Origin of the sequence: Burkholderia sp. THE68 (assembly GCF_009938265.1) — a bacterium.
GTDB lineage: Bacteria > Pseudomonadota > Gammaproteobacteria > Burkholderiales > Burkholderiaceae > Caballeronia.
In genome coordinates this window covers 411,740-434,073 of sequence record NZ_AP022315.1, presented here as the reverse complement: position 1 = coordinate 434,073, position 22,334 = coordinate 411,740, and the positions used below count along the sequence as shown (strand labels likewise).

The window sequence follows — 22,334 nt, the reverse complement described above, 5'->3', positions numbered from 1 at the left end:
TACCCTTGCCAAAAGTCACTAAAAAGAGCGAGAACGATCATGTGGCACGTCCTTCCCGATGAATACGTCCGGGCCCAACTGGCTGTGGGCTCGCTCGTCGCGCTGGGGGTGGCGCGCGTGGTAGCCGCGGGCATCGGCGCGCAGCACGGCTGGCGCATCGCGGCGGTGACGCGCTGGTTCATCGTTGCGGCGTTCGTGTTCTGCCTGCCGCAGTTGCTCGAAGTCGTCTTCGTCGCCGATTCGCATACGGCCTTCGTCGAACTGCAAGGCAAGGTCATCGGCTGCGCGGTGGCGCTCTTCTGCGCGCCGATCGTCTCTCACAAGCTCGGCTACGAGTAAGACGCGCGTCGTTTCATCCGCCGAGCGCCGACCCCGGCACGCTGTGCGACAGCACGGCCGCCGCCACGAATACACCCGCCATCATCACCGCTTCGACACGCATCACGTTGATGACCGTGTGCGCGTCGATCGTCGATGCCGAGCGTTGCAGACGCGGCAGCGCCGACCATCGATTCAGCGCGCCGAACATGAGCGCCAGCGCAACCAGCGCGATCTTCACGAGCAACGCTTGACCCCAGGCGCTCGCGGTCAGCGCCGCGGGCGAGCCGCCGACGCCGCGCCACGCATTGAACCCGCCCGTCAGGACGACGAACGCAAGCGCGATCGCCGCCGTGCGCGACATGCGCGCGACCGTGCGGATCAGGAACGCGCGCGCCACCGATGTGTCGAGCGCCGGCAACACGAACGCACCCGCGATAACGATGCCGCCCCACACGGCCGTCGCGAGCAGATGCAGCGTTTGCACGGCTTCCGCAAAGGAGAACGCACCCGCATCGGCCGCGTGGCCGACCGCCGACTTGCCCGCCGCGACGACCAGCGCCGCTAGCGCGGCAAATCCGATGCGCGCGACCGTTGGCGCGCCGCCGCTCGCCGCCGGCACCAGGAGCACGCTGCCCGCCAGCGCGACCGTCCAGCCGATGCCCGCATGCGTGCCCGTCGCCACCAGCCACAAGGACGCGCCCGCTTCGGCGAGTGGCGCGCCGCTCATCGCCGCCGACTGCAGCCACAGCGAAACGAAGTTGCACAGCACCAAAGCGAGCGCGGCGAGCAGACCGCCCCGCGCCGCACGCCGCCAGCCGGCCCGCGCGGGCGAAACGGGAGCGAACGCCTGTTCGCGCATCAGCCAGCCGTTCAGGAGCAACGAGCCGAGCACGCAGGCAAAGGCGACGTCGGCGAGCGCCGCGAATGCGGTCTGGGCCAGACCGATGGGATCGTCGTTCATCGCGTGCGCGCAGTGTCGAAGGAAGAAAGTCTGCGGAGTCTAAACGAAGGCCCGGTTGCAGCACAGCATCGAACGTCGGCGAAACGCCTTGAATTTTTGCCCGGCGCTTCCGAAACTGCATGGAGCACATCGGATCGGCGCAGGCGCTTCACGTCGAGTCGAATCTTTGTCGAAAGACAATGGAGCGAACGCGCGTGAGAAGTTCGTCGCGGATGGTCAAGAGCCACGCGGCAAATTGTCGCGAATGCGCTGCAGCGGGACTTAGAGCGAGATTGTGTCAAATAGTCATCATCATGCATCGATGATAGAATGCCGCGTCGCATCAGAGGCTCGTCGAGCCGCTGTGGCCGTGGTCCGCCACCCACCGCCCCCTGCGTGGCCGTGGTTCGCCACCTTCGCACCGAGCCGCACGAAGCTCGGCAGGTCCCCGAATTTCATGGAGTGTCGCGTGTTTTCAAGACGCATTTTTCGTCCGCTGCTCGCTATGGCTTTTGCCTCGGCTCTGGTAGGCAGCGCTGGCGTTTTCAGCTCCGCCGCGCAGGCGCAGAACCAGCCGATCGCACCGGACACGATGGCCGCGCGCGTGCAGGGCTGCACGGCGTGCCACGGCGTTCACGGTGAAGGCACGGACAACGACTACTTCCCGCGTCTTGCCGGCAAGCCTGCCGACTATCTGTACAACCAGCTCCAGAATTTCCGCGAAGGCCGGCGCAAGTACCCGCCGATGAACTACCTCGTCACGTATCTCTCGGACGATTACCTTCATCAGATCGCGACGTACTTCTCGAACCAGCGTCCGCCGTATCCGCCGCCCGCCAAGTCGAACGTGTCGGCCACGACGCTCGCGCGCGGCCAGCAGATCGTGCTGAATGGCGATGCGTCGAAGAACATTCCCGCGTGCGCGGCCTGCCACGGCAAGGGTCTGACCGGCATGCAGCCGGCCATTCCGGGTCTCGTCGGCCTGCATTCGGACTACATCAGCGCGCAAGTCGGCGCATGGAAGTCGGGCACGCGTCACGCGAAAGCGCCCGATTGCATGCAGCAGATCGCCTCGCGCCTGACGGATGACGACGTGACCGCCGTCGCCGCCTGGCTGTCCACGCAACAAGCACCCGCCAATCCGGTGCCCGCGCCTGCTGGCTCGTTGAAGATGCCGCTCAAGTGCGGCAGCGAACTGCAATAAGGCGTCTGGAGCGACAACATAATGAAACGCAAGTCCCTGTTCGCACTTTCCTCGGCTGTCGTGGTGGCAGCCGTCGCAGCCGGCGCCGTCCTCTGGTCGGGCGGCGACAATCTGCATTCGGGCGGCGCCATCGCGGCGACGCCGGCTGATAAAGCCGCCCTCGTCAAACAAGGTGAATACCTCGCCCGCGCCGGCGACTGTATCGCGTGCCACACGGTGCGCGGCGGCAAGGAGTTCGCGGGCGGCCTGCCGATGGCCACGCCGTTCGGCACCATGTTCACGCCGAACATCACGCCGGACGATCAATACGGCATCGGCAAGTGGACCTCCGACGACTTCTATCGCGCGATGCACACCGGCCGTTCGAAGGACGGTTCGCTGCTGTATCCGGGCTTCCCGTTCACGAGCTACACGAAGGTCACGCGCGCCGACTCCGACGCGATCTACGCGTATCTGCGCTCGGTCGCGCCGGTTTCGGAACCGAGCCGTCCGCATGAACTGCGCTTCCCGTTCAACAACCGCAACCTGCTGATCGGCTGGCGCACGCTGTTCTTCTCGGAAGGCGAGTACAAGCCGGATCCGACCAAGTCGGTCGAATGGAACCGCGGCGCGTATCTGGTCGAAGGCCTCGGCCACTGCGGCATGTGCCACACGTCGATCAACGCGATGGGCGGTCCGGTCAACTCGGCGGCCTTCGCCGGCGGCCTGATCCCGCTGCAGAACTGGTACGCGCCGTCGCTCACGTCGAACAAGGAAGCCGGCCTCGGCGACTGGGACCTGAAGGACATCAACGACCTGCTGAAGACCGGCGTGTCGCAGCGCGGCGCGGTGTTCGGCCCGATGGCCGAAGTGGTCCACAACAGCCTGCAGTACATGACCGACGCCGACATCAACGCGATTTCGACCTACCTCAAGTCGATCCCGCAGAAGAAGGAAGCGCCGGAAGTCATGCAGCTGGAGACGTCCGACAAGTTCGGTGGCGAGCTGCTCACGCTGGGCAAGAAGGTCTACACCGAAAACTGCGCGAAGTGCCATCAGGAAAATGGTCTTGGCAAGCCGCCGGCTTATCCGCCGCTCGCCAACAACCAGTCGATCCAGATGCCGTCGGCCGTCAACCCGATCCGCATGACGTTGAACGGCGGCTATCCGCCGAGCACGGAAGGCAACCCGATGCCGCACGGCATGCCGCCTTTCGCGCAGTCGCTGTCGGATACGGAAGTCGCGGCAGTCGTGACGTACATCCGTATGTCGTGGGGCAACCACGGCACGCCGGTGTCGCCGCAGCAGGTGAGCAACCTGCGCTCGGCGCCGCTCGATTGAGGTCCGCGGCGACCATCCGCCAATAGAGCGTACAATACGCATTTGGGGCGCAGCCTGTGTAGTTTGGGGCCGCGCCCCTTGTCTTTTGGCGGAATGGATTCATGCACGCAGGTGAGCGTTTCAACAGCATCAGCCATCTGATCGGCGCGCTGCTGTCGGTGGCGGGGCTCGCGACGCTCGTCACGATGGGCGCGCTCGACGGCGACGCCTACAAGGTCGTCAGCTTCGCGGTGTACGGCGCAATGCTCTGCGCGCTCTACATCATCTCCACGCTGTATCACTGGGCGCGCACGCCGCGCCTGAAAGCGATACTGCAGAAGTGCGACCACTCGGCCATCTACTTGTTGATCGCCGGCAGCTACACGCCGTATACACTGGTGACCTTGCGTGGCCCCTGGGGCTGGTCGCTCTTCGGCGTGAGCTGGGGGCTCGCGGCGTTCGGCATCACGCAGGAACTCACGCTCGGGCGTCGAACCCGCAGCGTGTCGATGGTGCTGTACGTGCTGATGGGATGGCTCGCGCTCGTAGCCGTTCATCCGCTCGTGACGGCGCTGCCAGCCGCGGGAACCGCATGGCTGGTGGCGGGCGGCGTGATTTACAGCGCCGGCATTTATTTTTTCATCAACGACGAGCGCATCCGGCACGGACACGGAATCTGGCATCTGTTCGTGCTCGCAGGCAGCCTGTGCCAGTTCGTGAGCGTCGCGCGCTATGTCGCGTGAGGCCTGCTGAAACGGGCGCCGCCGCGTCGAAGTGTCCTTCGATGCAACTTAGCGTCAGATGACGTGTCTTGATAGCACGTCGAACCTTGCGGCAACGCCCGGCGATCGCTGATCGCCGAATGGCCCGCCGCCCGATTTATTTCCGAGCGTCGCGTATGCGCGCGGCCGGCCGAGCTCTGCTCGCCGCAGCCCTGATTCGCACCCGCGCCGCCCGATATAACGATAAGCATCCAATTTATGTCTTTTGATTCACTTGGTCTGTCCGAACCCTTGCTTCGCGCGGTCAACGAACTCGGCTATTCCAGCCCCACTCCGATTCAGCTCCAGGCGATTCCCGCCGTCCTGAAAGGCGGCGACCTGCTCGCGGGCGCGCAGACCGGCACGGGCAAGACCGCCGGTTTCACGCTGCCGATCCTGCAGCGCCTGTCGCAACTCGCTCCCGCCGCCGCTGGCGCCAAGCGCCCGGTGCGCGCGCTGATCCTCACGCCGACGCGCGAACTCGCCGCGCAGGTCGAGGAAAGCGTGCGCGCGTACGGCAAATACCTGAAGCTCAAGTCGACGGTGATGTTCGGCGGCGTCGGCATCAATCCGCAGATCGACGCGCTGCGCCGTGGCGTCGATATCGTCGTGGCGACGCCGGGACGTCTGCTCGATCACATGCAGCAAAAGACGATCGACGTTTCGCAGCTCGAAATTCTCGTGCTCGACGAAGCCGACCGCATGCTCGACATGGGCTTCATCCACGACATCAAACGCGTGCTCGCGCGCCTGCCGGCGAAGCGTCAGAACCTGCTGTTCTCGGCCACGTTCTCCGACGAAATCAAGGCGCTCGCCGACAGCCTGCTCGACTCGCCCGCGCTCATCGAAGTCGCGCGGCGCAATACCACGGCCGAAAAGGTCGACCAGAAGATTCACCCGGTCGATCGCGATCGCAAGCGCGAGTTGCTCACGCATCTGATCCGCGGCAACAACTGGTTCCAGGTGCTCGTCTTCACGCGCACGAAGCACGGCGCGAACCGCCTCGCCGAACAGCTCGGCAAGGATGGCATCAGCGCGCTCGCGATTCACGGCAACAAGAGTCAGTCGGCCCGCACGCGCGCGCTGGCCGAATTCAAGGATCAGACGCTGCAGGTGCTGGTCGCGACCGATATCGCGGCGCGCGGCATCGACATCGATCAATTGCCGCACGTCGTCAACTTCGATCTGCCGAACGTGCCGGAAGACTATGTGCACCGCATCGGCCGCACGGGGCGCGCCGGCGCGGAAGGCGAAGCCGTCTCGCTGGTGTGCGTCGACGAGCATCAGCTCCTGAAGGACATCGAGCGCCTCATCAAGCGGCCGATTCCGAGCGAAGTGATTCCCGGCTTCGAGCCGGACCCGAACGCGAAGCCGGAGCCGATCCAGCGTCGCAGTCAGGGACGCGGTCAAGGACCGGGGCAAGGGCAAGGCCAGGGGCGTCAGGCTCCGCGCAATGGCGAAGCGCGTGCGAATGGGGAGGCGCGCCGCGAAGGAGGCCGTCCGAACGGCGATAAGCGTGGCGCGCGGCCGGCCAACGGAAGCGGCAATGGCGGCAAAGCCGGCGCCCAACCCTCACGCGATGCACGCAACGCCGGCAAACCGAACGTGAGCGCGAACCCCGCGCCGCGACGTGCGGAATCGGCGCCGACGAACCATGCCGCGAATTCGCGCAAGCCGGCGCCGACGGGCAACCCCGGCGCGCTGCTCGGCGGCCGACGCGACGCATTGCGCTCGGGCACCCGTAGTCGCTAAGACGCTGGAAGTATCCCGGTGCGGCGCGCGCATGCGTCGCACCGCTGCCTCAGGCGGCGGCGCTCGCCGCCCGCTTCAGCCATTCGAGTTGCTCGCGCCAGCGCGCGAGCGCCGATTCCGCTTCGGTCAGTGCGAACGCGATTCCGCTCGTGAGTCGCGCATATCCCACCCGCTGCACTTCCCCACTCTCGATCGTGCCGACGAAGCACGCGAGCGGCACGTCATCGAGCGGCACGCGGCGCACATCCAGATGGACCTGATAAAACGCTTCGTCGAAAACGAAGGCGAGCGTCGCGCGTCCCGTCGCGGCGACCGCCTGCGCGGTTCGCGACGATGGCCACAACGCGAACGCGAGTGTGCGCGCATCGGGCGCGAGGAGTTCGCCTGCGCTCAGCAGCGCGGTTCGCACGCGATGAGCGTGATCGGCCGCGCACAGCGATGCCGTGAAACCGGCTTCGGCGACGGCGAACGTGCCATCGAAAAGCGCGCGCAACTCGGGCGGCCATTCGTCGAAGACGGATTGCGAGGAAAGCGACGGCTGCGGCGCGTTGGGATCGGTCATTGCAAAATGCCGGCTTCGGGCCGGCATCGTGGGGTAGGTTTCAACGGAAGAACAACTGCGTCATCTTCGAGAGCGGATAGTGCACGCCCGGCTGGATGCGCGCGGGCAGATCGAGCGGCTTGAGCAGCATCTTGATCGCCTGATCCGCCGACAGATTGCGCCGCACGAGCGCATTCACGCGCGCGGACAGCTCGCGGTTGTATTCCACATCCTGTGCACGCTCAGGATAACGAATGGCGAAGACGTGCCGCAGCGCGATCTCCGAATCCTCGCTCTTGAGTTCCATCACGCGCCGCACGAGCGCGCCGAGCACGGCCATGCGGCCATTGCCCTCGATCTTGTTCCACTTCTTGAAAAAGTGGAAAAAATGCTTGTAGTGGCGCACTTCGTCCGTGCGGATGTTGTCCGTGATCTCTTTCAGCACCGGTTCATCCGAGCAGTCGTTGATCGCGCGATAAAGCGTGGCCGTTCCCGTCTCGACGACACAGCGCGCCACCATCTCGAGCGCGCGCTTCTTCTCGAACTCCTCGTACGAGCAGGTCAGCGAGTATTCGGCGAAGAAGTTCCGGAAGGCCGTGTCCCAGTCGAACTCAGGCCACACGTGATTGATGTACGTCTTGAGCGCCCTGCCGTGCTGCATCTCTTCGGGCTCCCACTCATTGTTGAGCCACGCCGAAATCTCGGGGTCGTCATGAAAATACTTGCTGAGATTGCTCGTATAAAGATCTGTGCCGCTCTCGATGAACGAGCAGGCGCACAACAACAAGAGAAGATGCTCGTTGGATGCCGCCTTCTGGCGATCGATCCGCGTGAGATCGATGTCTTCGATGCGCCACGGCATCACATGGGTACTGTTTGTGTGCATATATCGCGCTCCCAGGCGGTACTGAACGCGCCATCGGCCAACTGCAAAAGCCGAGGTTCAGGCGACGCCGCGAACGATTCGGTCCCGGCGTTCTAACTTCAATTGTTAAGCGGCAGGTTTTTCCATCTTAGCCGCCCCGCAACGAGTTTGCAGGCATGGGGACAGACTCCTGCGCGGCGCGCCGGTTCCGTTTGCGCCAATTTCTTACGAGTCTCGATGCGAGCGGCCAGTGGTGCGCTGCAGCATGAAATGTGCCACGCGCGCGCTGAAGTTCGTGCCTGGAGCCTGAAAATGCAGAGAGAAGACCTGGCTGTTATATCGCGCGCCGCCCCGCGCGCATGCGCCACGCGACGATCGCCAGCGAGACGGCCGACAGCACCGCCGCCAGCAACACGTAATAGCTCGGCGCGAGCTTGTCGCCGGTGACGTGGATGAACGCCTCGACGATCGTCGGCGCGAAGCCGCCGAACAGCGTGACGCCGAGCGCGTAGCCGATCGAGAGACCGGTCGAGCGCACGCGCGTCGGGAAGATTTCGGACATCAGCGCGGGCATGGGACCGGAATACGCCGCCTTGAGAATGCCCGCGACCGATTGCAGCATGACGAGCGAGGCGATCGTCGGGTGTGACTGCAGCCACGCAAACATCGGATAAATCGTTACGCCCATGAAAATCGACGTGCCGAGCATGATGCGGATGCGTCCGAACCGGTCGGAGAGCGCGCCCATCAACGGCGAGAAAATGAACTGAAGTCCGCCATTGAGCACCACAACGGCGAACGAAGCCGTCGCGGGGAGATGAAGCTGCTTGACGGCATACATCGGCATATAGAGTTGCAGGACGTACACGCCGACCGTCGATTGCGCAACGATGCCGACGGCCAGCAACAGGTTCAGCCATTGATTCGAGAACGAGACGCCGGGCGCGCTCGCTTTGTTTTCGGCGCGCGTCGCGAGAAATTCCGGCGTTTCGTCCAGATGCGAACGAATGTAGTAGCCCACCGGGCCGACGAGCAGACCGAAGACGAACGGAATGCGCCAGCCCCAGCTTTCGAGTTGAGGCTGCGGCAGCCACGCGCTCAGCACCGAGCCGAAAGCCGCGGCCATGATCGCGGCGAGCCCTTGACTCGCGAACTGCCAGCTTGCGTAATAGCCGCGCCGCGCTTCGCTGTGCTCGACCATAAACGCCGTCGCGCTGCCGAACTCGCCGCCGACCGCGAAGCCTTGAACGAGCCGCGCAAGCAGGATCAGAAGCGGCGCCGCCAAGCCGATGTGCGCATACGACGGCATCACGGCCATGGTGAGCGTGCCGACCATCATCAGCAGAATGGCGAGTGTGAGCGCGGCCTTGCGACCTTTGCGGTCGCCGTAGATGCCGAGCACGATTGCGCCGAGCGGACGCATCAGGAACGAAATGCCGAAGGTGCCGATGGCGAGCATCGTCGACAACCACTCGTCGTGCGACGGAAAGAACGCCTTCGCGATCACTGTGGCGAAATAGCCGTAGACGAGAAAGTCGAACCACTCGAGCGCGTTGCCGATCGACGACGAGAACACGATACGACGGATCATCGCCTTCGATGGCGCCGCTCTTTGCGCGGACGCTTCGGCCGCGGCGACTTGAGCATTCGGCGCCCGATACGCCTGTTCATTCATGATGTCCCCTTTCTCTTCGCCCGACGCGGGCATGCGCGTTTCCCTTCGCATGCCTGGAAGCAGCGAATAGACGCGTTGTCTTGTTGGATGGAGACCGGTCGCACGAACCGGTCTCCGATGGTCGTTTTAGAACCCGGCGGCGAGACCGTCGCGCCGGCTGTCGCTTGCCGCGACATAGCCACGTTCGGGATCGTTGCGATCGAGCTTCCAGATGTACTGGCCCGAGCCGAAGTCCATGTAAGGATCGTCGACGGACTTGATCGTGTGACCGAAGCCTTCGAGCGCACGCGCGGTTTCGGGATCGAGCGTGGCCTCGATATCGATGGTGAAGTCGCGGTTGACCTTCCATCGCGGCGCATCGCACGCGGCCTGCGGCTGCTGGCCGTAGTCGAGCATACGTACGACGGATTGCAGATGGCCCTGCGGCTGCATGTCGCCGCCCATCACGCCGAAGCTCATCACCGCTTCGCGATTGCCGTCGACTTCCTGCGTGAGGAACGCTGGGATGATCGTATGGAACGGGCGCTTGCCGCCTTCCACGACGTTCGCGGACTTCGGGTCCATCGAGAAACCGCAGCCGCGGTTCTGCAGCGCGATACCCGTGTCCGGCACGACCACGCCCGAGCCGAAGCCCATGTAATTCGACTGAATGAAGCTCACCATCATGCCCCGCTCATCGGCCACCGACATATAAATGGTGCCGCCCGCCTTCGGCATGCCGAAGTCGAATTGCGTGGCCTTCTTCGGGTCGATGAGCTTCGCGCGCTCCGTCAGATACGCGTCGTCCAGCATCTGCTCGGGCGTCACGTCCATCGAGCGCGGATCGGCGACGTAGCGGTAGACGTCGGCGAACGCGAGCTTCATCGCCTCGATCTGCAAATGCTGCGACTCGATGCGATCGACGGCGAGCGTGCCGACATCGAACTTGTCGAGAATGCCGAGCGCGATCAGCGCGGCGATGCCCTGTCCGTTCGGCGGAATCTCGTGCACCGTATGGCCGCGATAGTCCTTGCTGATCGGCTCGACCCAGTCCGCGCGATAGTTGCGCAAGTCGTCCATCGTCAATGCGGCGCCGCCTTCCCGCGCGAACGACGCGATGCGCTCGGCGATCTCACCTTCGTAGTACGCGCGCGGACCGTGCTGCGCGAGCAGCCGCAAGGTCTTTGCGTGACCGGGAAAGCGCACGAGTTCGCTCACCTCAGGCGCGCGGCCGCGCGGCATGAAGACGTCCGCGAAGCCTGGCTGATCCTTGAGCTCGGGCACCGCCGCCGCCCACTTGTACGCGACGATGCTCGCCACCGCGTGACCACGCTCGGCGATCTCGATCGCGGGTTCCATCAAGTCGGCGAACGGCAGCGTGCCGAACTTCGCGTGCAACGCTTCCCATCCGGCAATCACGCCCGGCACGGTCACGGCGTCCCAGCCGCGCTTGGGCTGGCGCGCCAGGCCGTTCTCCTCGCCGTACTTGCGCCGGAAATAGTCGACGTTCCATGCCGCGGGCGACACGCCCGACGCATTCAGACCGTGCAGCTTCTTGCCGTCCCAGACCAAGGCGAAGGCATCGCCACCCAGGCCGCACGATACCGGCTCGACAACAGTGATGGCGGCCGCCGCGGCGATGGCTGCATCGACGGCATTGCCGCCCTTCCAGAGCATGCGCAGGCCGGCCTGCGCGGCAAGCGGATGGGACGTCGATACGATATTGCGGGCGAACACCGGCAGGCGCGGCGTGGGATACGGGTTTTGCCAGTTGAAGCGAGTCATTGAATAAAGTCCGGGATACCAGGGCGGAACGGCGCGGGCGGTGTCGATAACCGTCCGGGCAAAAGAGAATATTGCATTGCGCGCTTAATTTAAAACAAATTCATTTATCGTATAAATTAATGAGCTGGGCGCATGAATGCAGCGAGCATTCGATCAGGCCGCGAGCATCGCATCGCCCGATGTTTGTGTGCGCCGCCGCACGAACTTCAAGTGGATTCTTTAAATTTGCGCGGGTCGGGGACCGCCTCCGCACACGCAAAAAGTCAAAGCCAAAATTTTCGTTTTTGGATTTGGCACTTGTCAGACACTTGCCTACAATCCCAATTCCCGGCAATCGCGGTACACAATCTTTGCGTTTGCCCGGCGGTTTCCCAGTTTCCCCGTACAACGTTTCGAAGCAAAAAGATCCGGCTTACAAAGCCGGCTGCTTATGCCGTTCGGTCGTCATGGAGAACACAATGCTGAGTCCGCACGAATTTGCCACGCTGCTACTGGTTCAGGAAGCACCTAATCAAGTCGATATGGAACGCGAGGAACTCGACGCCTTGCTCGAACGCCAGCTCGTTCAACTCGAAAATCTCGCTTCGGGACGTCAGCAATGGCGCCTCACCGCCACCGGCGATTCCACAGTCAAGGCTTTCAAGCGTTACTCATAGCACGCGCGGCAGGACTCATGACGCGGTCGGGGACCGCGTCCGTTTCATCCCTCTGGTTTCAAATCACAGATCGCTTCATCCGGCGCGCAGCGTCGGGTCGACTGCTGCACGCCAACTGAGCGCCTGCGCGCGCTGATCCAGGAAGAAGTTTGCCCATGCGCTCTGCGCTTCGGGGCCGGGATTCGCCCGATAGGCGCGATACCGCTCGGCGATCGCCGTCTGGAACGCGCAGAAGCGTTCTCTCGACAGCCCGCCCCGGCGCTGGGCGACGTAGGCGTCGAAGAAGGCCGAATAGACGGATTGGGCGTCCGCGCCGTAATCGGCCGGCGACGCTCCGCACATCTCCTGCAGCGCACCAAACGAAGACGCGCCCGTCGAATCGCCGAGGCTCGGCGTGCCCACGCAGCCCGCCAGCATCGCCGTTCCCAGCACGCCTGAAATCAACAGCATTCGCATCGCTCTCACCGTTCGCTCGATTGTGTTCCGTCAGTATCGGACGAACGGAACCGTGACGCCACCTGACCGGATGGCATAGGCATTTTGCACGCGTAGCGGAGCATGTCACGCGACCTATGCCGTTCGGCCAGGTTGTCCGGGCGGTCTCGCTCCGATAGATTTCGCACACGGACCGCTCAAACCGGAGGAGACCATGAAGGATCAGTACGTTCTCGCGCTCGATCAGGGCACCACCAGTTCGCGCGCCATGCTGTTCGACAGAAACGGCAACATCGTGTCCGTGGCGCAGAAGGAATTCCAGCAGATCTATCCCGAAGCGGGCTGGGTCGAGCACGATCCGCAGGAAATCTGGTCGACGCAGGCGGGCGTCGCCGCTGAGGCCGTCACGCGCGCGGGCGCGAACGCTTCTTCGATCGCGGCGATCGGCATCACGAATCAGCGGGAAACCACCATCGTGTGGGACCGCGAAACCGGCAAGCCGATCTATAACGCGATCGTCTGGCAGGACCGGCGCACGGCCGCGTTGTGCGACGAACTCAAGTCGCGCGGTCTCGAATCGATGGTGCGCGCCAAGACCGGCCTGCCGATCGATGCCTATTTCTCCGCGACGAAAATCCGCTGGATTCTCGATAACGTCGAGGGCGCGCGCGACAAGGCGAAGCAAGGGCGGCTCGCCTTCGGCACCGTCGATAGCTGGCTCGTGTGGAATTTCACGCGGCATGGCATGCACATCACCGATATCACGAACGCGTCGCGCACCATGCTCTTCGACATCCACGCGCGCCGCTGGGACGACGAACTGCTCGACGCGCTCGACATTCCGCGCAGCATGCTGCCCGAAGTGCGGACATCGTCCGAGGTCTACGGCCCAACGCAGGGCACGGTGTTCGCATCGGACGTCCCGCTCGCATCGCTTGCCGGCGATCAGCACGCCGCGCTCTTCGGGCAGATGTGCACGGAGTCGGGCATGGTGAAGAACACCTACGGCACCGGCTGCTTTCTCGTCATGAACACGGGCGAGAAGCCGATCGAGTCGCGCAACAACCTCGTCACCACGATCGCATGGCAAATCGGCGACCGGGTTGACTATGCCCTCGAAGGCAGCATTTTCATCGCGGGCGCGGTCGTGCAATGGCTGCGCGACGGGCTCGGCCTTATCCGCCACGCGAGCGAAGTCGAGGCGCTCGCGCGCAACGTGCCGCATAGCGATGGCGTCTATCTCGTGCCCGCGTTCGCCGGTCTGGGCGCCCCGCACTGGAATGCGCGCGCACGCGGCACGCTCTTCGGCGTGACGCGCGGCACGACGGCCAGCCATATCGCGCGGGCGGCGCTCGATTCGATCGCGTATCAGTCGCTCGACGTGCTGAAGGCAATGGAAGCGGACTCGGGCATGCGTATCGGCGAATTGCGCGTCGACGGCGGCGCGTGCGCAAACGATCTGCTGATGCAGTTTCAGGCCGATCTGCTCGGTGTCGGCGTCGCGCGCCCGCGCATCGCGGAAACCACGGCGCTCGGCGCGGCCTATCTGGCGGGGCTCGCGGTGGGTTACTGGAAGGACGTCGACGAACTCAAGGCGCAGTGGCAACTGGAACGGCGCTTCGCACCCTCGATGCCGGAAGAGGAGATCGCCTCGTCTCTCGCTGGATGGCGGCGCGCGGTCAATGCCACGAAAGCGTGGGCGGACAGCTGACGTGCTCGCTGCGCATGTCGTTTTCCGGAACGATGATCCATGCGGCAGTGCAAAAATTTCGCACGTGCGGTATCCTGAAAAAGCTGTCGAGCCTGTTCGGCTTGCCGGCATTCAGTACGTCTTCAGGGCGGGGTGCAATTCCCCACCGGCGGTAAGTGGCGAGGCCTCGCGGCCGAACCTCGAGCCCGCGAGCGCCCGCGCCGCATCACGCGCGGGGTCAGCAGATCTGGTGAGATGCCAGAGCCGACGGTCATAGTCCGGATGAAAGAAGATGTGCAGATAGTCAAGTCCGTTCCCCCGGCGATTCACGCATCGCGCCGAACCGGACGACGCCGCGCCTTGCCGGCGCGTCGCCGCGGGGTGTCGTTCTGTCTGTTTGCAATGCCCTGAAACGTTTTTCGCCCAATTGTTCCGCGAGAGCGTTTCACATGTCCCAGACTCAAACCCACAACAGCCTGTCGTTCGCCGCACCCGCCGTCATCGCTGACGACGCCTCTGCCGATCTCCCCCAGCTCGCTTCCTTCGACGTTCCGCCGCGCATCGCCGCAGCGCTCGACGCCATGCGCGCGGGCCGCCCCGTCGTTCTGCAGGACGATGACGATCGCGAAAACGAAGCGGATCTGATCGTTGCCGCCGAGAAGCTCACCGACGCGACGATGGCGCTCCTGATCCGCGAATGCAGCGGCATCGTCTGCCTGTGCCTGCCCGATGCAAAAGTGCGCGCGCTCGAACTTCCGCCGATGGCCGCCGCGAACGGCAGCCGCTACGGCACCGCGTTCACCGTGTCGATCGAGGCGCGCGAAGGCGTGACCACGGGCGTGTCGGCGGCCGATCGCGTGACGACGATCCGCGCGGCCATCGCCGATCAGGCAAAACCGGGCGATATCGTGCGGCCGGGCCACGTGTTCCCGCTGCGCGCGATGCCCGGCGGCGTGCTCGCGCGGCGCGGCCACACGGAAGGCACTGTCGATCTGGCGATCCTGGCCGGTCTCAAGCCTGCGGGCGTGCTGTGCGAACTGATGAACGCCGACGGCACCATGACGCGCGGCGCGCAGGTCGAGCGCTTCGCGAAAGAACACGGTCTGCCGATGCTGACCATCGCGGAGCTGGTCGAATTTCGCGCGGCGCTTGCCGCGGCGCGCGAGACGGCCGAGGAAGCAGCCTGAGCCAAAGGCGCTTCAGGACAGCAGGTCGCCGAACTCCCCGCGCTTGGCCGCCGCGACGAGCGCGGGCAGTTCGTCCATGTGCTCCATGATTCGCGTGATGCCGGTTTCGCGCAGCACTTGCGCGTAACCGGACGGAATATGGCTCGCTCCGACGAACGCGATGGTCTTCATGCCCGCCGCGCGCGCCGCCGTCAGTCCGGCGACGCTGTCTTCCACGACGAGGCAGCGCGCCGGATCGATTTCCAGCGTGCGCGCCGCCAGGAGATAGACATCCGGATAAGGCTTCGGCCGCTCCACTTGCTGCGCGCTGAACACGCGCGCGCCGACGATCTCATTCAGCCCCGCGCGCCGCACCGACGCGCGCACGCGCTCCATCCGGCTGTTCGACACCACCGCGACCGGCAGGCCGCAGCCCTCCAGCGCGGCGCGCACTCCTGCGATCGGTCCGACCGAGCGCGCGAGTTCCACCGAGACGCGCGCCTCGATCGTATCGACGAAATCCGGCGGCATCACGATGCCGAACTTCGTTTCGAGATGGCCGAGAAAGCGCGAGGTCTGCTGCCCGAAAGCCGTCTTGACGGCCGGCTTGAAGTCGATGCCGGGAAACGTCTCGGTAAGAACGTCCAGCATCACGCGATCCGCGATGACTTCGCTGTCGACGAGTACGCCGTCGCAATCGCAGATGAGATGATCGATCATGTTGGCTCGAATTACGTTGAGCCAACATGATAAGCGTTCAGCAAGCATCGGCCGCGTTTACTTCCGATGTAACGCGCGGTGCATCCAGCCGTGCGGCGAACCACGTTACGGCGAGCGCTGCGAGCGCGACCACGGCGGCGGCCCACGGCAGCGTATCGAGTCCGTAACCGTGCGTCAGCACCGCGCCGCCGAGCCACGCGCCGCCCGCGTTCCCCATGTTGAAAGCGCCGATATTCAGCGTCGACGCCAGATTCGGCGCGTCCTTCGCCTTCTCGACGACGCGCGTCTGCAGCGGCGGCACCGTCGCGAACGCCGCGATGCCCCACACGAAGATCGTGACGATCGCGCCGATCTGGCTGTGGCTCGTCTTCGCGAACACCGCCATGACGATGGCGAGCGCGAACAGAATGCCCATCAGCGACGGCATCAGCGCGCGGTCGGCGAGCCTGCCGCCGATCGTATTGCCGATCGTGAGGCCGACGCCGAACAGCACCAGAACCAGCGTGACGGCGCGCGGCGAGAAGCCGCCGACCTGTTCGAGAATCGGCGCGATGTACGTGAACACGACGAACACACCGCCGAAACCGAGCACCGTCATCGTCAGCGCGAGCCAGACGTGCGGGTCGCGCAGCACGCGCACTTCCCGGCCCAGACCGCTCGGCGCGGCATCGTGACGGTTCGGCACGAGCGCCGTCACGCCGAGCGCGGAGAGCACGCCGAGACCGGCGACGATCCAGAACGTCGCGCGCCAGCCCAGTTCCTGGCCGACGAACGTCCCGAACGGCACGCCCAGCACGTTCGCGAGCGTGAGCCCGGTGAACATCAGCGCGATGGCGCTCGCGCGCTTTTCCGCCGGCACGAGCGACGCGGCCACGACCGCGCCGATGCCGAAGAACGAGCCGTGCGCGAACGACGTGACGACGCGCGCGATCATCAACAGGCCGTAGCCCGGCGCGACCGCGCACAGCACATTGCCGACGATGAACACGAGCATCAGCAATTGCAGCGCGAGCTTGCGCGGCAGCTTGCTCGTCAGCACGGCGAGCAGCGGCGCGCCGACCGCGACGCCGAGCGCGTAACCGGTGACGAGCAGGCCCGCCGACGGAATCGATACGGAAAGATCATGCGCGACGTTGGGCAACAAGCCCATGATGACGAACTCCGTCGTGCCGATTGCGAAGGCGCTGATCGCCAGCGCGAGAAGGGGAAGAGGCATGGTGACTCCAGATCAGGATTGAGCGGTCACGAATTCGACGACGACACCCGCGCTCAGTCGCACGAAGAGTTGCCGCTCGCGGGCGAGCGGCACTTCGGCGAGCTGGTACGCGTAGCCACGGCAGTCGAGACGTTCGAGCAACGCGCGCCACTGCGCCTCGTCGTCGATGCGCAGCGCCAGATGATCGATGCGCGCCGCGCCCGGCCGCTCAGCCGACGCCGATCCGGCCACGCCCGATGCGATCAGATGCACCGCCGGCCGCGCGCCGAGATACAGCCAGTAACCGCCGACGCCGAAGGGCGGCCGCGGCCCGACCCGCATCCCGGCGATATCGACGAAAAAGCGCATGAACGCTTCGCAGTCGGGCGCGACGATCGTGACGTGGTCGAGTTGCATGACGTGAACTCCGTGAACCGCTTGAAATTGCGATGTATCGGCATTCTGCGAGTTCAGCGACCATTTGAGAATTGGGCTAGTCTTTGAATCATTCTCAAATCGGAATTGAAAATGACGATGGATCGTCTCGGCGACATGCGCCTTTTTGTCGAAGCGGCGGCGGCGGGCAGCCTGTCGGCGGCCGGGCGCAAACTCGGGCTGTCGCCGGCGGCGGCGAGCGCGCGGCTCATCAAGCTGGAAAAGGCGTTGCACACGCGGCTCTTCGAACGCACGACGCGCCAGTTGCGCGTGACGGACGAGGGCCGCATTTACTTGCAGCACTGCCGCATCGCGCTCCAGGCGATCGACGACGCCGAAGCCGCGCTGCAGGCGGGCCAGAACGTCGTGCGCGGCAAGGTGCGGATTTCCGCGACGTCGGATTTCGGGCGCTACCTGCTGCGCGGCTGGCTGGACGAATTCGTCACGGTGCATCCGGAGTTGAAGTTCGCGCTCACGCTATCCGATTCGGTGTCGAATCTGATGCAGGAAGAAATCGATCTGGCAATTCGCTTCGGCGCGCCGCCCGATAGCGGACTCGCCGCGCGCGTGCTGGCGCCAAATCGGCGGGTGCTGTGCGCATCGCCGGAATATCTCGCGAGAAAGGGCGTGCCACGGACGCCAGCAGATCTCACGACGCACGACTTCGTCGTGCACGTTACGTCATCCGGGCCGCTCAACAAACTGGATTTCGTGCGCGGCGATGAACGTCACACGTTTACGATTCCCGTCGCCGATTCATGGGAATCCAACGACGGCGCGCTCACCCGCGCGTGGGCGCTCGCGGGCCACGGCATCGCGCATAAATCGATCTGGGATATCGCCGCTGACGTGCGCGCCGGCACCTTGAAGATGGTGCTGCCCGACTGGTGCACGCACGAAGCCGCGGTCCACGCGCTCTTTCATGCGAACCGCTACATGGCGCCGCGCGTGCGCGTGCTGCTCGACTTTCTGGTCGAGCGCTTCGAAACCACCACCGCCGAACTGCTCGGCGATCTCGCCTATCCGCCGGACCGGGCCGGGCAGCGTCAGGAATGGCCGTCGGCGCTATAATATCCGGCTAAATTAAAGCAAAAAGCGGTCAGATCACTGTAGAAGTCCGCCCAAAACAGCAGCTCGCCCTTCAACCTCTTTTTGACCAGCGCCCCCAGGTTAACCACTGCGACCGGCGACGACTCATGACCAAGAAAGTTTATGTAAAGACCTTTGGCTGCCAGATGAACGAGTACGACTCCGACAAGATGGTCGACGTACTCGGCGCAGCGGAAGGACTCGTCAAGACGGACACGCCCGAAGACGCGGACGTCATTCTGTTCAACACCTGCTCGGTGCGCGAAAAGGCCCAGGAGAAAGTGTTCTCCGATCTCGGCCGCGTGCGCGAACTCAAGGAAGCGAACCCGAATCTGCTGATCGGGGTCGGCGGTTGCGTCGCGAGTCAGGAAGGCGCGTCGATCGTCGCACGCGCGCCGTATGTCGATCTCGTATTCGGTCCGCAGACGCTGCACCGCCTGCCCGCGATGATCGACCAGCGCCGCGCCACGGGCCGCGCGCAGGTCGACATCACGTTCCCGGAAATCGAGAAGTTCGATCACCTGCCGCCCGCGCGCGTCGACGGCCCGAGCGCGTTCGTGTCGATCATGGAAGGCTGCTCGAAGTACTGCAGCTATTGCGTCGTGCCTTACACGCGCGGCGACGAAGTCTCGCGCCCGCTCGACGACGTGCTCACCGAAATCGCCGGCCTCGCCGATCAGGGCGTGCGCGAAGTCACGCTGCTCGGCCAGAACGTGAACGCTTATCGCGGCGCACTGACATCGGGTTCGGGCGAGATCGCGGATTTCGCGACGCTCATCGAATATGTGGCGGAAGTGCCGGGCATCGAGCGCATCCGCTATACGACTTCGCATCCGAAGGAATTCACGCAGCGCCTCATCGACACCTACGCGAAAGTGCCGAAGCTCGTCTCGCATCTGCATCTGCCGGTGCAGCACGGCTCGGACCGCATCCTGATGGCGATGAAGCGCGGCTATACCGTGCTCGAATACAAGTCGGTCATCCGCAAGCTGCGCGCGATTCGCCCTGATTTGTCCTTGTCGACGGACTTCATCGTCGGCTTTCCCGGCGAAACCGAAGACGATTTCAACCGGATGATGACCCTCGTCGACGAGATGCGCTACGACACGAGCTTCTCGTTCATCTACAGCCCGCGTCCCGGCACGCCGGCCGCGAACCTGCACGACGACACGCCGCGCGAGGTCAAGCTCAAACGTCTGCAACATTTGCAGGCGACGATCGAGGAAAACGTGCAGCGCATCAGCGCGTCGATGGTCGGCCGCGTCGAGCGCATTCTGGTCGAGCGCCCGGCGCGCAAGGACCCGAACGAGCTTGCCGGACGCACGCAGAACAACCGCGTCGTCAATTTCCCTGCGCCGGTGGAATCGCACGCGCGGCTGATCGGCCAGATGATCGACGTGAAGATCGTGCACGCGTATCCGCATTCGCTGCGCGGCGAACTGGTGATGGCGCCCGAGCTGACGCACTAAGACAGGAACACAAGTTCACTTTGAAGAACGCTCCCACGCAGCATCTTGAATTCACGGCGCCGCGCGAAGACAACGCCCGGCTCGCCAACCTCTGCGGCCCGCTCGACGAGAACCTGCGGCAGATCGAGCAGGCGCTCGACGTGACGCTCTCGCGGCGCGGCCACAAGATTTCGATTCGTGGCCGTGGCGCGAAGGTCGCGCTCGCGGCGCTCGAAAACTTCTACAACCGCGCGCGCGATCCGATTTCCGTCGACGACATTCAGCTCGCGCTCGTCGAAGCGCGTCATGCGACGCGCCGCGCGAGAGACGCGCGCGAAGCCAACGGCGAAGAAGGCGAAGCCGATCCGCGCTTTCGTGGCGACCCCGATCATCCGTTCGATGAACCGAGCGCGACGATCGATCTCGGCGAAGACGAAGATCACGGGCCGAAGCTCTACACGCGTCGCGCCGATCTGCGCGGACGCACGCCCGCGCAGCGCGACTATCTGAAGCAGATCATCGCGCACGATGTCACCTTCGGCATCGGACCGGCGGGCACGGGCAAGACCTATCTCGCGGTCGCGTGCGCGGTCGATGCGCTCGAACGCGATCAGGTGAAGCGCATCGTGCTGACGCGCCCGGCCGTCGAAGCGGGCGAGCGGCTCGGCTTTTTGCCCGGCGATCTCGCGCAGAAAGTCGATCCGTATCTGCGCCCGCTCTACGACGCGCTCTACGATCTGCTCGGCTTCGACAAGACCGCGAAGATGTTCGAGCGCCAGATGATCGAAATCGCGCCGCTCGCGTACATGCGCGGCCGCACGCTGAATCACGCGTTCATCATTCTCGACGAGGCGCAGAACACCACGCCCGAACAGATGAAGATGTTCCTCACGCGCATCGGCTTCGGCTCGAAGGCGGTCGTCACCGGCGACACGACGCAGGTCGACTTGCCGCGCGGCCACAAGAGCGGGCTGATCGAGGCGCAGCACGTGCTGTCGGAAGTGCGCGGCATCGCGATCACGCACTTCACGTCGGCGGACGTGGTGCGGCATCCGCTCGTCGCGCGCATCGTCGAGGCTTACGACGCGCAGTCGCAAAAAGACGCCGCGATCGCGGAAGCCGCGCGCGTCGCCCAGCAATCGCCGAAGCCGGAATGAAGCCCCGTCTCACGCTCACGATGCAGTTTCCTGCCGCGAAGGCGTATCCGTCGCACAAGGCGATCCTGCCGCGCGCGACGGTCGTGCGCTGGATCAAGGCGTCGCTCTTCGCGGACGCCGAGCTGACCGTGCGCTTCGTCGACGAGGACGAAGGCCGGATGCTCAACCGGACGTATCGGCAGAAGGACTACGCGACCAACGTGCTGACCTTTGCCTATGCGGAATCGGAGGACGATCCCGTCGCGGGCGATCTGATCCTGTGCTGCCGGGTCGTCGAACGCGAGGCGGCCGAACAGGGCAAGCCGCTCGCCGCGCACTACGCGCATCTGATCGTTCACGGCACGCTGCATGCGCAGGGCTACGACCACGAGATCGAAAGCGAAGCGCAGGAGATGGAATCGATCGAGACGGATATCATGCAGTCTCTGGGATTTTCCGATCCTTATGTTCCTTTGACGTGCCTTTGACCTGACGCCGTCCGATGTCCTCGATGTGTTGAAAGCCCCGTGAACGACAAGACGCCCGAATCCACGCAACCCGCCTCGCCTCGATCCGACATCACGCCCGTGCCCTGCCCGGACTATCCGCCCGCGCTCGGCGAATCCGCGCTTCTGACGGACGAGGAACTGGCCGCGTCGCGGGAAGCTGCGCTCGTGCATTGGGATCGCAAGTCGGATCTGTGGCTGTTCGGTTACGGCTCGCTCATCTGGAACCCCGGACTGCCGACGCTCGAAGCCGTGCGCGGCAAGGTGCATGGCTACCATCGCGGGCTGTATCTGTGGTCGCGCGTGAATCGCGGCACGCCGGAGCAGCCGGGCCTCGTGCTCGCGCTCGATCGCGGCGGCTCGTGCACCGGCATGGCGTTCCGGCTCGCGGGCGCCGATGCGACCGAGCATCTCCAGGTGCTGTGGCGGCGCGAAATGGCGATGGCGTCCTATCGGCCCGCGTGGCTGCCGTGCACGCTCGCCGACGGACGGCGCGTCGACGCGCTCGCGTTCGTGATGCGCCGCGAGGCCACGTCCTATACCGGCAAGCTCGCCGATCCGATCGTACGCACCGTGCTCGGCTGCGCGAGCGGGCGCTATGGCACGACGCTCGATTACGTCAGCCGGACGGTCGAGGCGCTGCGCGAAAGCGGCATGCCGGATCGGGCGCTGGAAGCGCTGTTGAGGCGATGCCAGGCGCAGGGCAATAAGTGACCGGTGTGCTTTTCGTATCTGT

The 22,334-nt window shown here is 64.6% G+C and carries 22 protein-coding genes and 1 riboswitch; of the genes, 13 read left to right on the top strand and 9 right to left on the bottom strand.

Going from position 1 to position 22,334, the window contains the following annotated elements; all coding sequences use genetic code 11:
* Positions 1 to 39: 39 nt before the first annotated feature.
* Positions 40 to 339, top strand: a complete 300-nt coding sequence (locus BTHE68_RS02075) for a hypothetical protein (protein WP_162064928.1) — start codon at positions 40 to 42, stop codon at positions 337 to 339.
* Positions 340 to 352: 13 nt separating this feature from the next.
* On the opposite strand, the gene BTHE68_RS02070 is transcribed toward BTHE68_RS02075, so the two are convergent.
* The gene (locus BTHE68_RS02070; RefSeq protein ID WP_162064927.1) at positions 353 to 1,282 is read right to left on the bottom strand and encodes a CopD family protein; all 930 of its coding nucleotides are present in this window, start codon (positions 1,280 to 1,282) and stop codon (positions 353 to 355) included.
* A gap of 436 nt (positions 1,283 to 1,718) precedes the next feature.
* Between BTHE68_RS02070 and BTHE68_RS02065 the strand changes: the two genes are divergently transcribed.
* The 4 genes from BTHE68_RS02065 (at position 1,719) to BTHE68_RS02050 (ending at position 6,277) form a co-directional block, all read left to right on the top strand.
* Entirely contained in the window at positions 1,719 to 2,465 is a 747-nt protein-coding gene (locus BTHE68_RS02065; RefSeq protein WP_162066747.1) for a c-type cytochrome, read from the top strand.
* Positions 2,466 to 2,486: 21 nt separating this feature from the next.
* Positions 2,487 to 3,785 carry a c-type cytochrome gene (locus BTHE68_RS02060; RefSeq protein ID WP_061172861.1) on the top strand — a complete coding sequence of 433 codons (1,299 nt, stop codon included), beginning with the start codon at positions 2,487 to 2,489 and terminating at the stop codon, positions 3,783 to 3,785.
* Between the two features lie 101 nt (positions 3,786 to 3,886).
* Entirely contained in the window at positions 3,887 to 4,507 is a 621-nt protein-coding gene (gene trhA / locus BTHE68_RS02055; RefSeq protein WP_162064926.1) for a PAQR family membrane homeostasis protein TrhA, read from the top strand.
* 237 nt (positions 4,508 to 4,744) lie between these two features.
* On the top strand, positions 4,745 to 6,277 hold the full coding sequence (locus BTHE68_RS02050) for a DEAD/DEAH box helicase (protein WP_162064925.1): 1,533 nt from the start codon (positions 4,745 to 4,747) through the stop codon (positions 6,275 to 6,277).
* Positions 6,278 to 6,326: 49 nt separating this feature from the next.
* On the opposite strand, the gene BTHE68_RS02045 is transcribed toward BTHE68_RS02050, so the two are convergent.
* The 4 genes from BTHE68_RS02045 to ggt all read right to left on the bottom strand — a co-directional run bounded on the left by BTHE68_RS02045 (position 6,327) and on the right by ggt (position 11,122).
* Positions 6,327 to 6,839, bottom strand: a complete 513-nt coding sequence (locus BTHE68_RS02045; protein ID WP_162064924.1) for a hypothetical protein — start codon at positions 6,837 to 6,839, stop codon at positions 6,327 to 6,329.
* A gap of 40 nt (positions 6,840 to 6,879) precedes the next feature.
* Complete coding sequence (locus BTHE68_RS02040; RefSeq protein ID WP_162064923.1) at positions 6,880 to 7,704, bottom strand: ferritin-like domain-containing protein; 825 nt, start codon at positions 7,702 to 7,704, stop codon at positions 6,880 to 6,882.
* Positions 7,705 to 8,017: 313 nt separating this feature from the next.
* Positions 8,018 to 9,358, bottom strand: a complete 1,341-nt coding sequence (locus BTHE68_RS02035; protein ID WP_174257979.1) for an MFS transporter — start codon at positions 9,356 to 9,358, stop codon at positions 8,018 to 8,020.
* A gap of 126 nt (positions 9,359 to 9,484) precedes the next feature.
* Positions 9,485 to 11,122 (bottom strand): gamma-glutamyltransferase, encoded by a 1,638-nt coding sequence (gene ggt, locus BTHE68_RS02030; RefSeq protein ID WP_162064922.1) that lies wholly within the window; start codon positions 11,120 to 11,122, stop codon positions 9,485 to 9,487.
* 458 nt (positions 11,123 to 11,580) lie between these two features.
* Here ggt and BTHE68_RS02025 point away from each other — a divergent pair, with 458 nt between their 5' ends.
* Positions 11,581 to 11,778, top strand: coding sequence for a hypothetical protein (locus tag BTHE68_RS02025; protein WP_008351420.1), 198 nt, complete (start codon positions 11,581 to 11,583; stop codon positions 11,776 to 11,778).
* A 75-nt stretch (positions 11,779 to 11,853) separates the two neighbouring features.
* On the opposite strand, the gene BTHE68_RS02020 is transcribed toward BTHE68_RS02025, so the two are convergent.
* Complete coding sequence (locus BTHE68_RS02020; protein ID WP_162064921.1) at positions 11,854 to 12,234, bottom strand: hypothetical protein; 381 nt, start codon at positions 12,232 to 12,234, stop codon at positions 11,854 to 11,856.
* A 193-nt stretch (positions 12,235 to 12,427) separates the two neighbouring features.
* On the opposite strand from BTHE68_RS02020, the gene glpK reads away from it, so the two are divergent.
* Together glpK and ribB are read left to right on the top strand one after the other, a co-directional pair.
* Positions 12,428 to 13,924, top strand: coding sequence for a glycerol kinase GlpK (glpK, locus tag BTHE68_RS02015; protein ID WP_162064920.1), 1,497 nt, complete (start codon positions 12,428 to 12,430; stop codon positions 13,922 to 13,924).
* Positions 13,925 to 14,038: 114 nt separating this feature from the next.
* Positions 14,039 to 14,201: riboswitch (FMN riboswitch) on the top strand.
* Positions 14,202 to 14,352: 151 nt separating this feature from the next.
* Complete coding sequence (gene ribB, locus BTHE68_RS02010; RefSeq protein WP_502710563.1) at positions 14,353 to 15,090, top strand: 3,4-dihydroxy-2-butanone-4-phosphate synthase; 738 nt, start codon at positions 14,353 to 14,355, stop codon at positions 15,088 to 15,090.
* 12 nt (positions 15,091 to 15,102) lie between these two features.
* Here the strand turns inward: ribB and BTHE68_RS02005 are convergent, their stop codons facing one another.
* Genes BTHE68_RS02005 through BTHE68_RS01995 form a run of 3 tightly spaced genes read right to left on the bottom strand, consistent with a single transcriptional unit; the run spans position 15,103 to position 17,401 of the window.
* On the bottom strand, positions 15,103 to 15,789 hold the full coding sequence (locus BTHE68_RS02005) for an HAD family hydrolase (protein ID WP_162064919.1): 687 nt from the start codon (positions 15,787 to 15,789) through the stop codon (positions 15,103 to 15,105).
* A gap of 37 nt (positions 15,790 to 15,826) precedes the next feature.
* Positions 15,827 to 17,005, bottom strand: coding sequence for an MFS transporter (locus tag BTHE68_RS02000; RefSeq protein WP_162064918.1), 1,179 nt, complete (start codon positions 17,003 to 17,005; stop codon positions 15,827 to 15,829).
* Positions 17,006 to 17,017: 12 nt separating this feature from the next.
* Positions 17,018 to 17,401 carry a VOC family protein gene (locus BTHE68_RS01995; protein ID WP_162064917.1) on the bottom strand — a complete coding sequence of 128 codons (384 nt, stop codon included), beginning with the start codon at positions 17,399 to 17,401 and terminating at the stop codon, positions 17,018 to 17,020.
* Positions 17,402 to 17,518: 117 nt separating this feature from the next.
* Here BTHE68_RS01995 and BTHE68_RS01990 point away from each other — a divergent pair, with 117 nt between their 5' ends.
* The 5 genes from BTHE68_RS01990 (at position 17,519) to BTHE68_RS01970 (ending at position 22,312) form a co-directional block, all read left to right on the top strand.
* Positions 17,519 to 18,490 carry a LysR family transcriptional regulator gene (locus tag BTHE68_RS01990; protein WP_197919673.1) on the top strand — a complete coding sequence of 324 codons (972 nt, stop codon included), beginning with the start codon at positions 17,519 to 17,521 and terminating at the stop codon, positions 18,488 to 18,490.
* Positions 18,491 to 18,615: 125 nt separating this feature from the next.
* Positions 18,616 to 19,977, top strand: a complete 1,362-nt coding sequence (gene miaB, locus BTHE68_RS01985) for a tRNA (N6-isopentenyl adenosine(37)-C2)-methylthiotransferase MiaB (RefSeq protein WP_162064915.1) — start codon at positions 18,616 to 18,618, stop codon at positions 19,975 to 19,977.
* Positions 19,978 to 19,997: 20 nt separating this feature from the next.
* Complete coding sequence (locus BTHE68_RS01980) at positions 19,998 to 21,113, top strand: PhoH family protein (RefSeq protein ID WP_162064914.1); 1,116 nt, start codon at positions 19,998 to 20,000, stop codon at positions 21,111 to 21,113.
* A complete protein-coding gene (gene ybeY / locus BTHE68_RS01975; protein ID WP_162064913.1) occupies positions 21,110 to 21,580 on the top strand; it encodes an rRNA maturation RNase YbeY in 471 nt (156 codons plus the stop codon). Before BTHE68_RS01980 ends, ybeY begins: the two co-directional genes overlap by 4 nt.
* A gap of 39 nt (positions 21,581 to 21,619) precedes the next feature.
* Positions 21,620 to 22,312, top strand: coding sequence for a gamma-glutamylcyclotransferase (locus tag BTHE68_RS01970; protein WP_162064912.1), 693 nt, complete (start codon positions 21,620 to 21,622; stop codon positions 22,310 to 22,312).
* Positions 22,313 to 22,334: the final 22 nt, after the last annotated feature.

What these genes read in the sequence shown, in the direction of transcription:
- BTHE68_RS02075 (WP_162064928.1), top strand. Translation starts at nt 40, where the DNA reads ATGTGGCACGTCCTTCCCGATGAATACGTCCGGGCCCAACTGGCTGTG.
- BTHE68_RS02070 (WP_162064927.1), bottom strand. Translation starts at nt 1,282, where the DNA reads ATGAACGACGATCCCATCGGTCTGGCCCAGACCGCATTCGCGGCGCTC.
- BTHE68_RS02065 (WP_162066747.1), top strand. Translation starts at nt 1,719, where the DNA reads ATGGAGTGTCGCGTGTTTTCAAGACGCATTTTTCGTCCGCTGCTCGCT.
- BTHE68_RS02060 (WP_061172861.1), top strand. Translation starts at nt 2,487, where the DNA reads ATGAAACGCAAGTCCCTGTTCGCACTTTCCTCGGCTGTCGTGGTGGCA.
- trhA (WP_162064926.1), top strand. Translation starts at nt 3,887, where the DNA reads ATGCACGCAGGTGAGCGTTTCAACAGCATCAGCCATCTGATCGGCGCG.
- BTHE68_RS02050 (WP_162064925.1), top strand. Translation starts at nt 4,745, where the DNA reads ATGTCTTTTGATTCACTTGGTCTGTCCGAACCCTTGCTTCGCGCGGTC.
- BTHE68_RS02045 (WP_162064924.1), bottom strand. Translation starts at nt 6,839, where the DNA reads ATGACCGATCCCAACGCGCCGCAGCCGTCGCTTTCCTCGCAATCCGTC.
- BTHE68_RS02040 (WP_162064923.1), bottom strand. Translation starts at nt 7,704, where the DNA reads ATGCACACAAACAGTACCCATGTGATGCCGTGGCGCATCGAAGACATC.
- BTHE68_RS02035 (WP_174257979.1), bottom strand. Translation starts at nt 9,358, where the DNA reads ATGAATGAACAGGCGTATCGGGCGCCGAATGCTCAAGTCGCCGCGGCC.
- ggt (WP_162064922.1), bottom strand. Translation starts at nt 11,122, where the DNA reads ATGACTCGCTTCAACTGGCAAAACCCGTATCCCACGCCGCGCCTGCCG.
- BTHE68_RS02025 (WP_008351420.1), top strand. Translation starts at nt 11,581, where the DNA reads ATGCTGAGTCCGCACGAATTTGCCACGCTGCTACTGGTTCAGGAAGCA.
- BTHE68_RS02020 (WP_162064921.1), bottom strand. Translation starts at nt 12,234, where the DNA reads ATGCGAATGCTGTTGATTTCAGGCGTGCTGGGAACGGCGATGCTGGCG.
- glpK (WP_162064920.1), top strand. Translation starts at nt 12,428, where the DNA reads ATGAAGGATCAGTACGTTCTCGCGCTCGATCAGGGCACCACCAGTTCG.
- ribB (WP_502710563.1), top strand. Translation starts at nt 14,353, where the DNA reads ATGTCCCAGACTCAAACCCACAACAGCCTGTCGTTCGCCGCACCCGCC.
- BTHE68_RS02005 (WP_162064919.1), bottom strand. Translation starts at nt 15,789, where the DNA reads ATGATCGATCATCTCATCTGCGATTGCGACGGCGTACTCGTCGACAGC.
- BTHE68_RS02000 (WP_162064918.1), bottom strand. Translation starts at nt 17,005, where the DNA reads ATGCCTCTTCCCCTTCTCGCGCTGGCGATCAGCGCCTTCGCAATCGGC.
- BTHE68_RS01995 (WP_162064917.1), bottom strand. Translation starts at nt 17,401, where the DNA reads ATGCAACTCGACCACGTCACGATCGTCGCGCCCGACTGCGAAGCGTTC.
- BTHE68_RS01990 (WP_197919673.1), top strand. Translation starts at nt 17,519, where the DNA reads ATGGATCGTCTCGGCGACATGCGCCTTTTTGTCGAAGCGGCGGCGGCG.
- miaB (WP_162064915.1), top strand. Translation starts at nt 18,616, where the DNA reads ATGACCAAGAAAGTTTATGTAAAGACCTTTGGCTGCCAGATGAACGAG.
- ybeY (WP_162064913.1), top strand. Translation starts at nt 21,110, where the DNA reads ATGAAGCCCCGTCTCACGCTCACGATGCAGTTTCCTGCCGCGAAGGCG.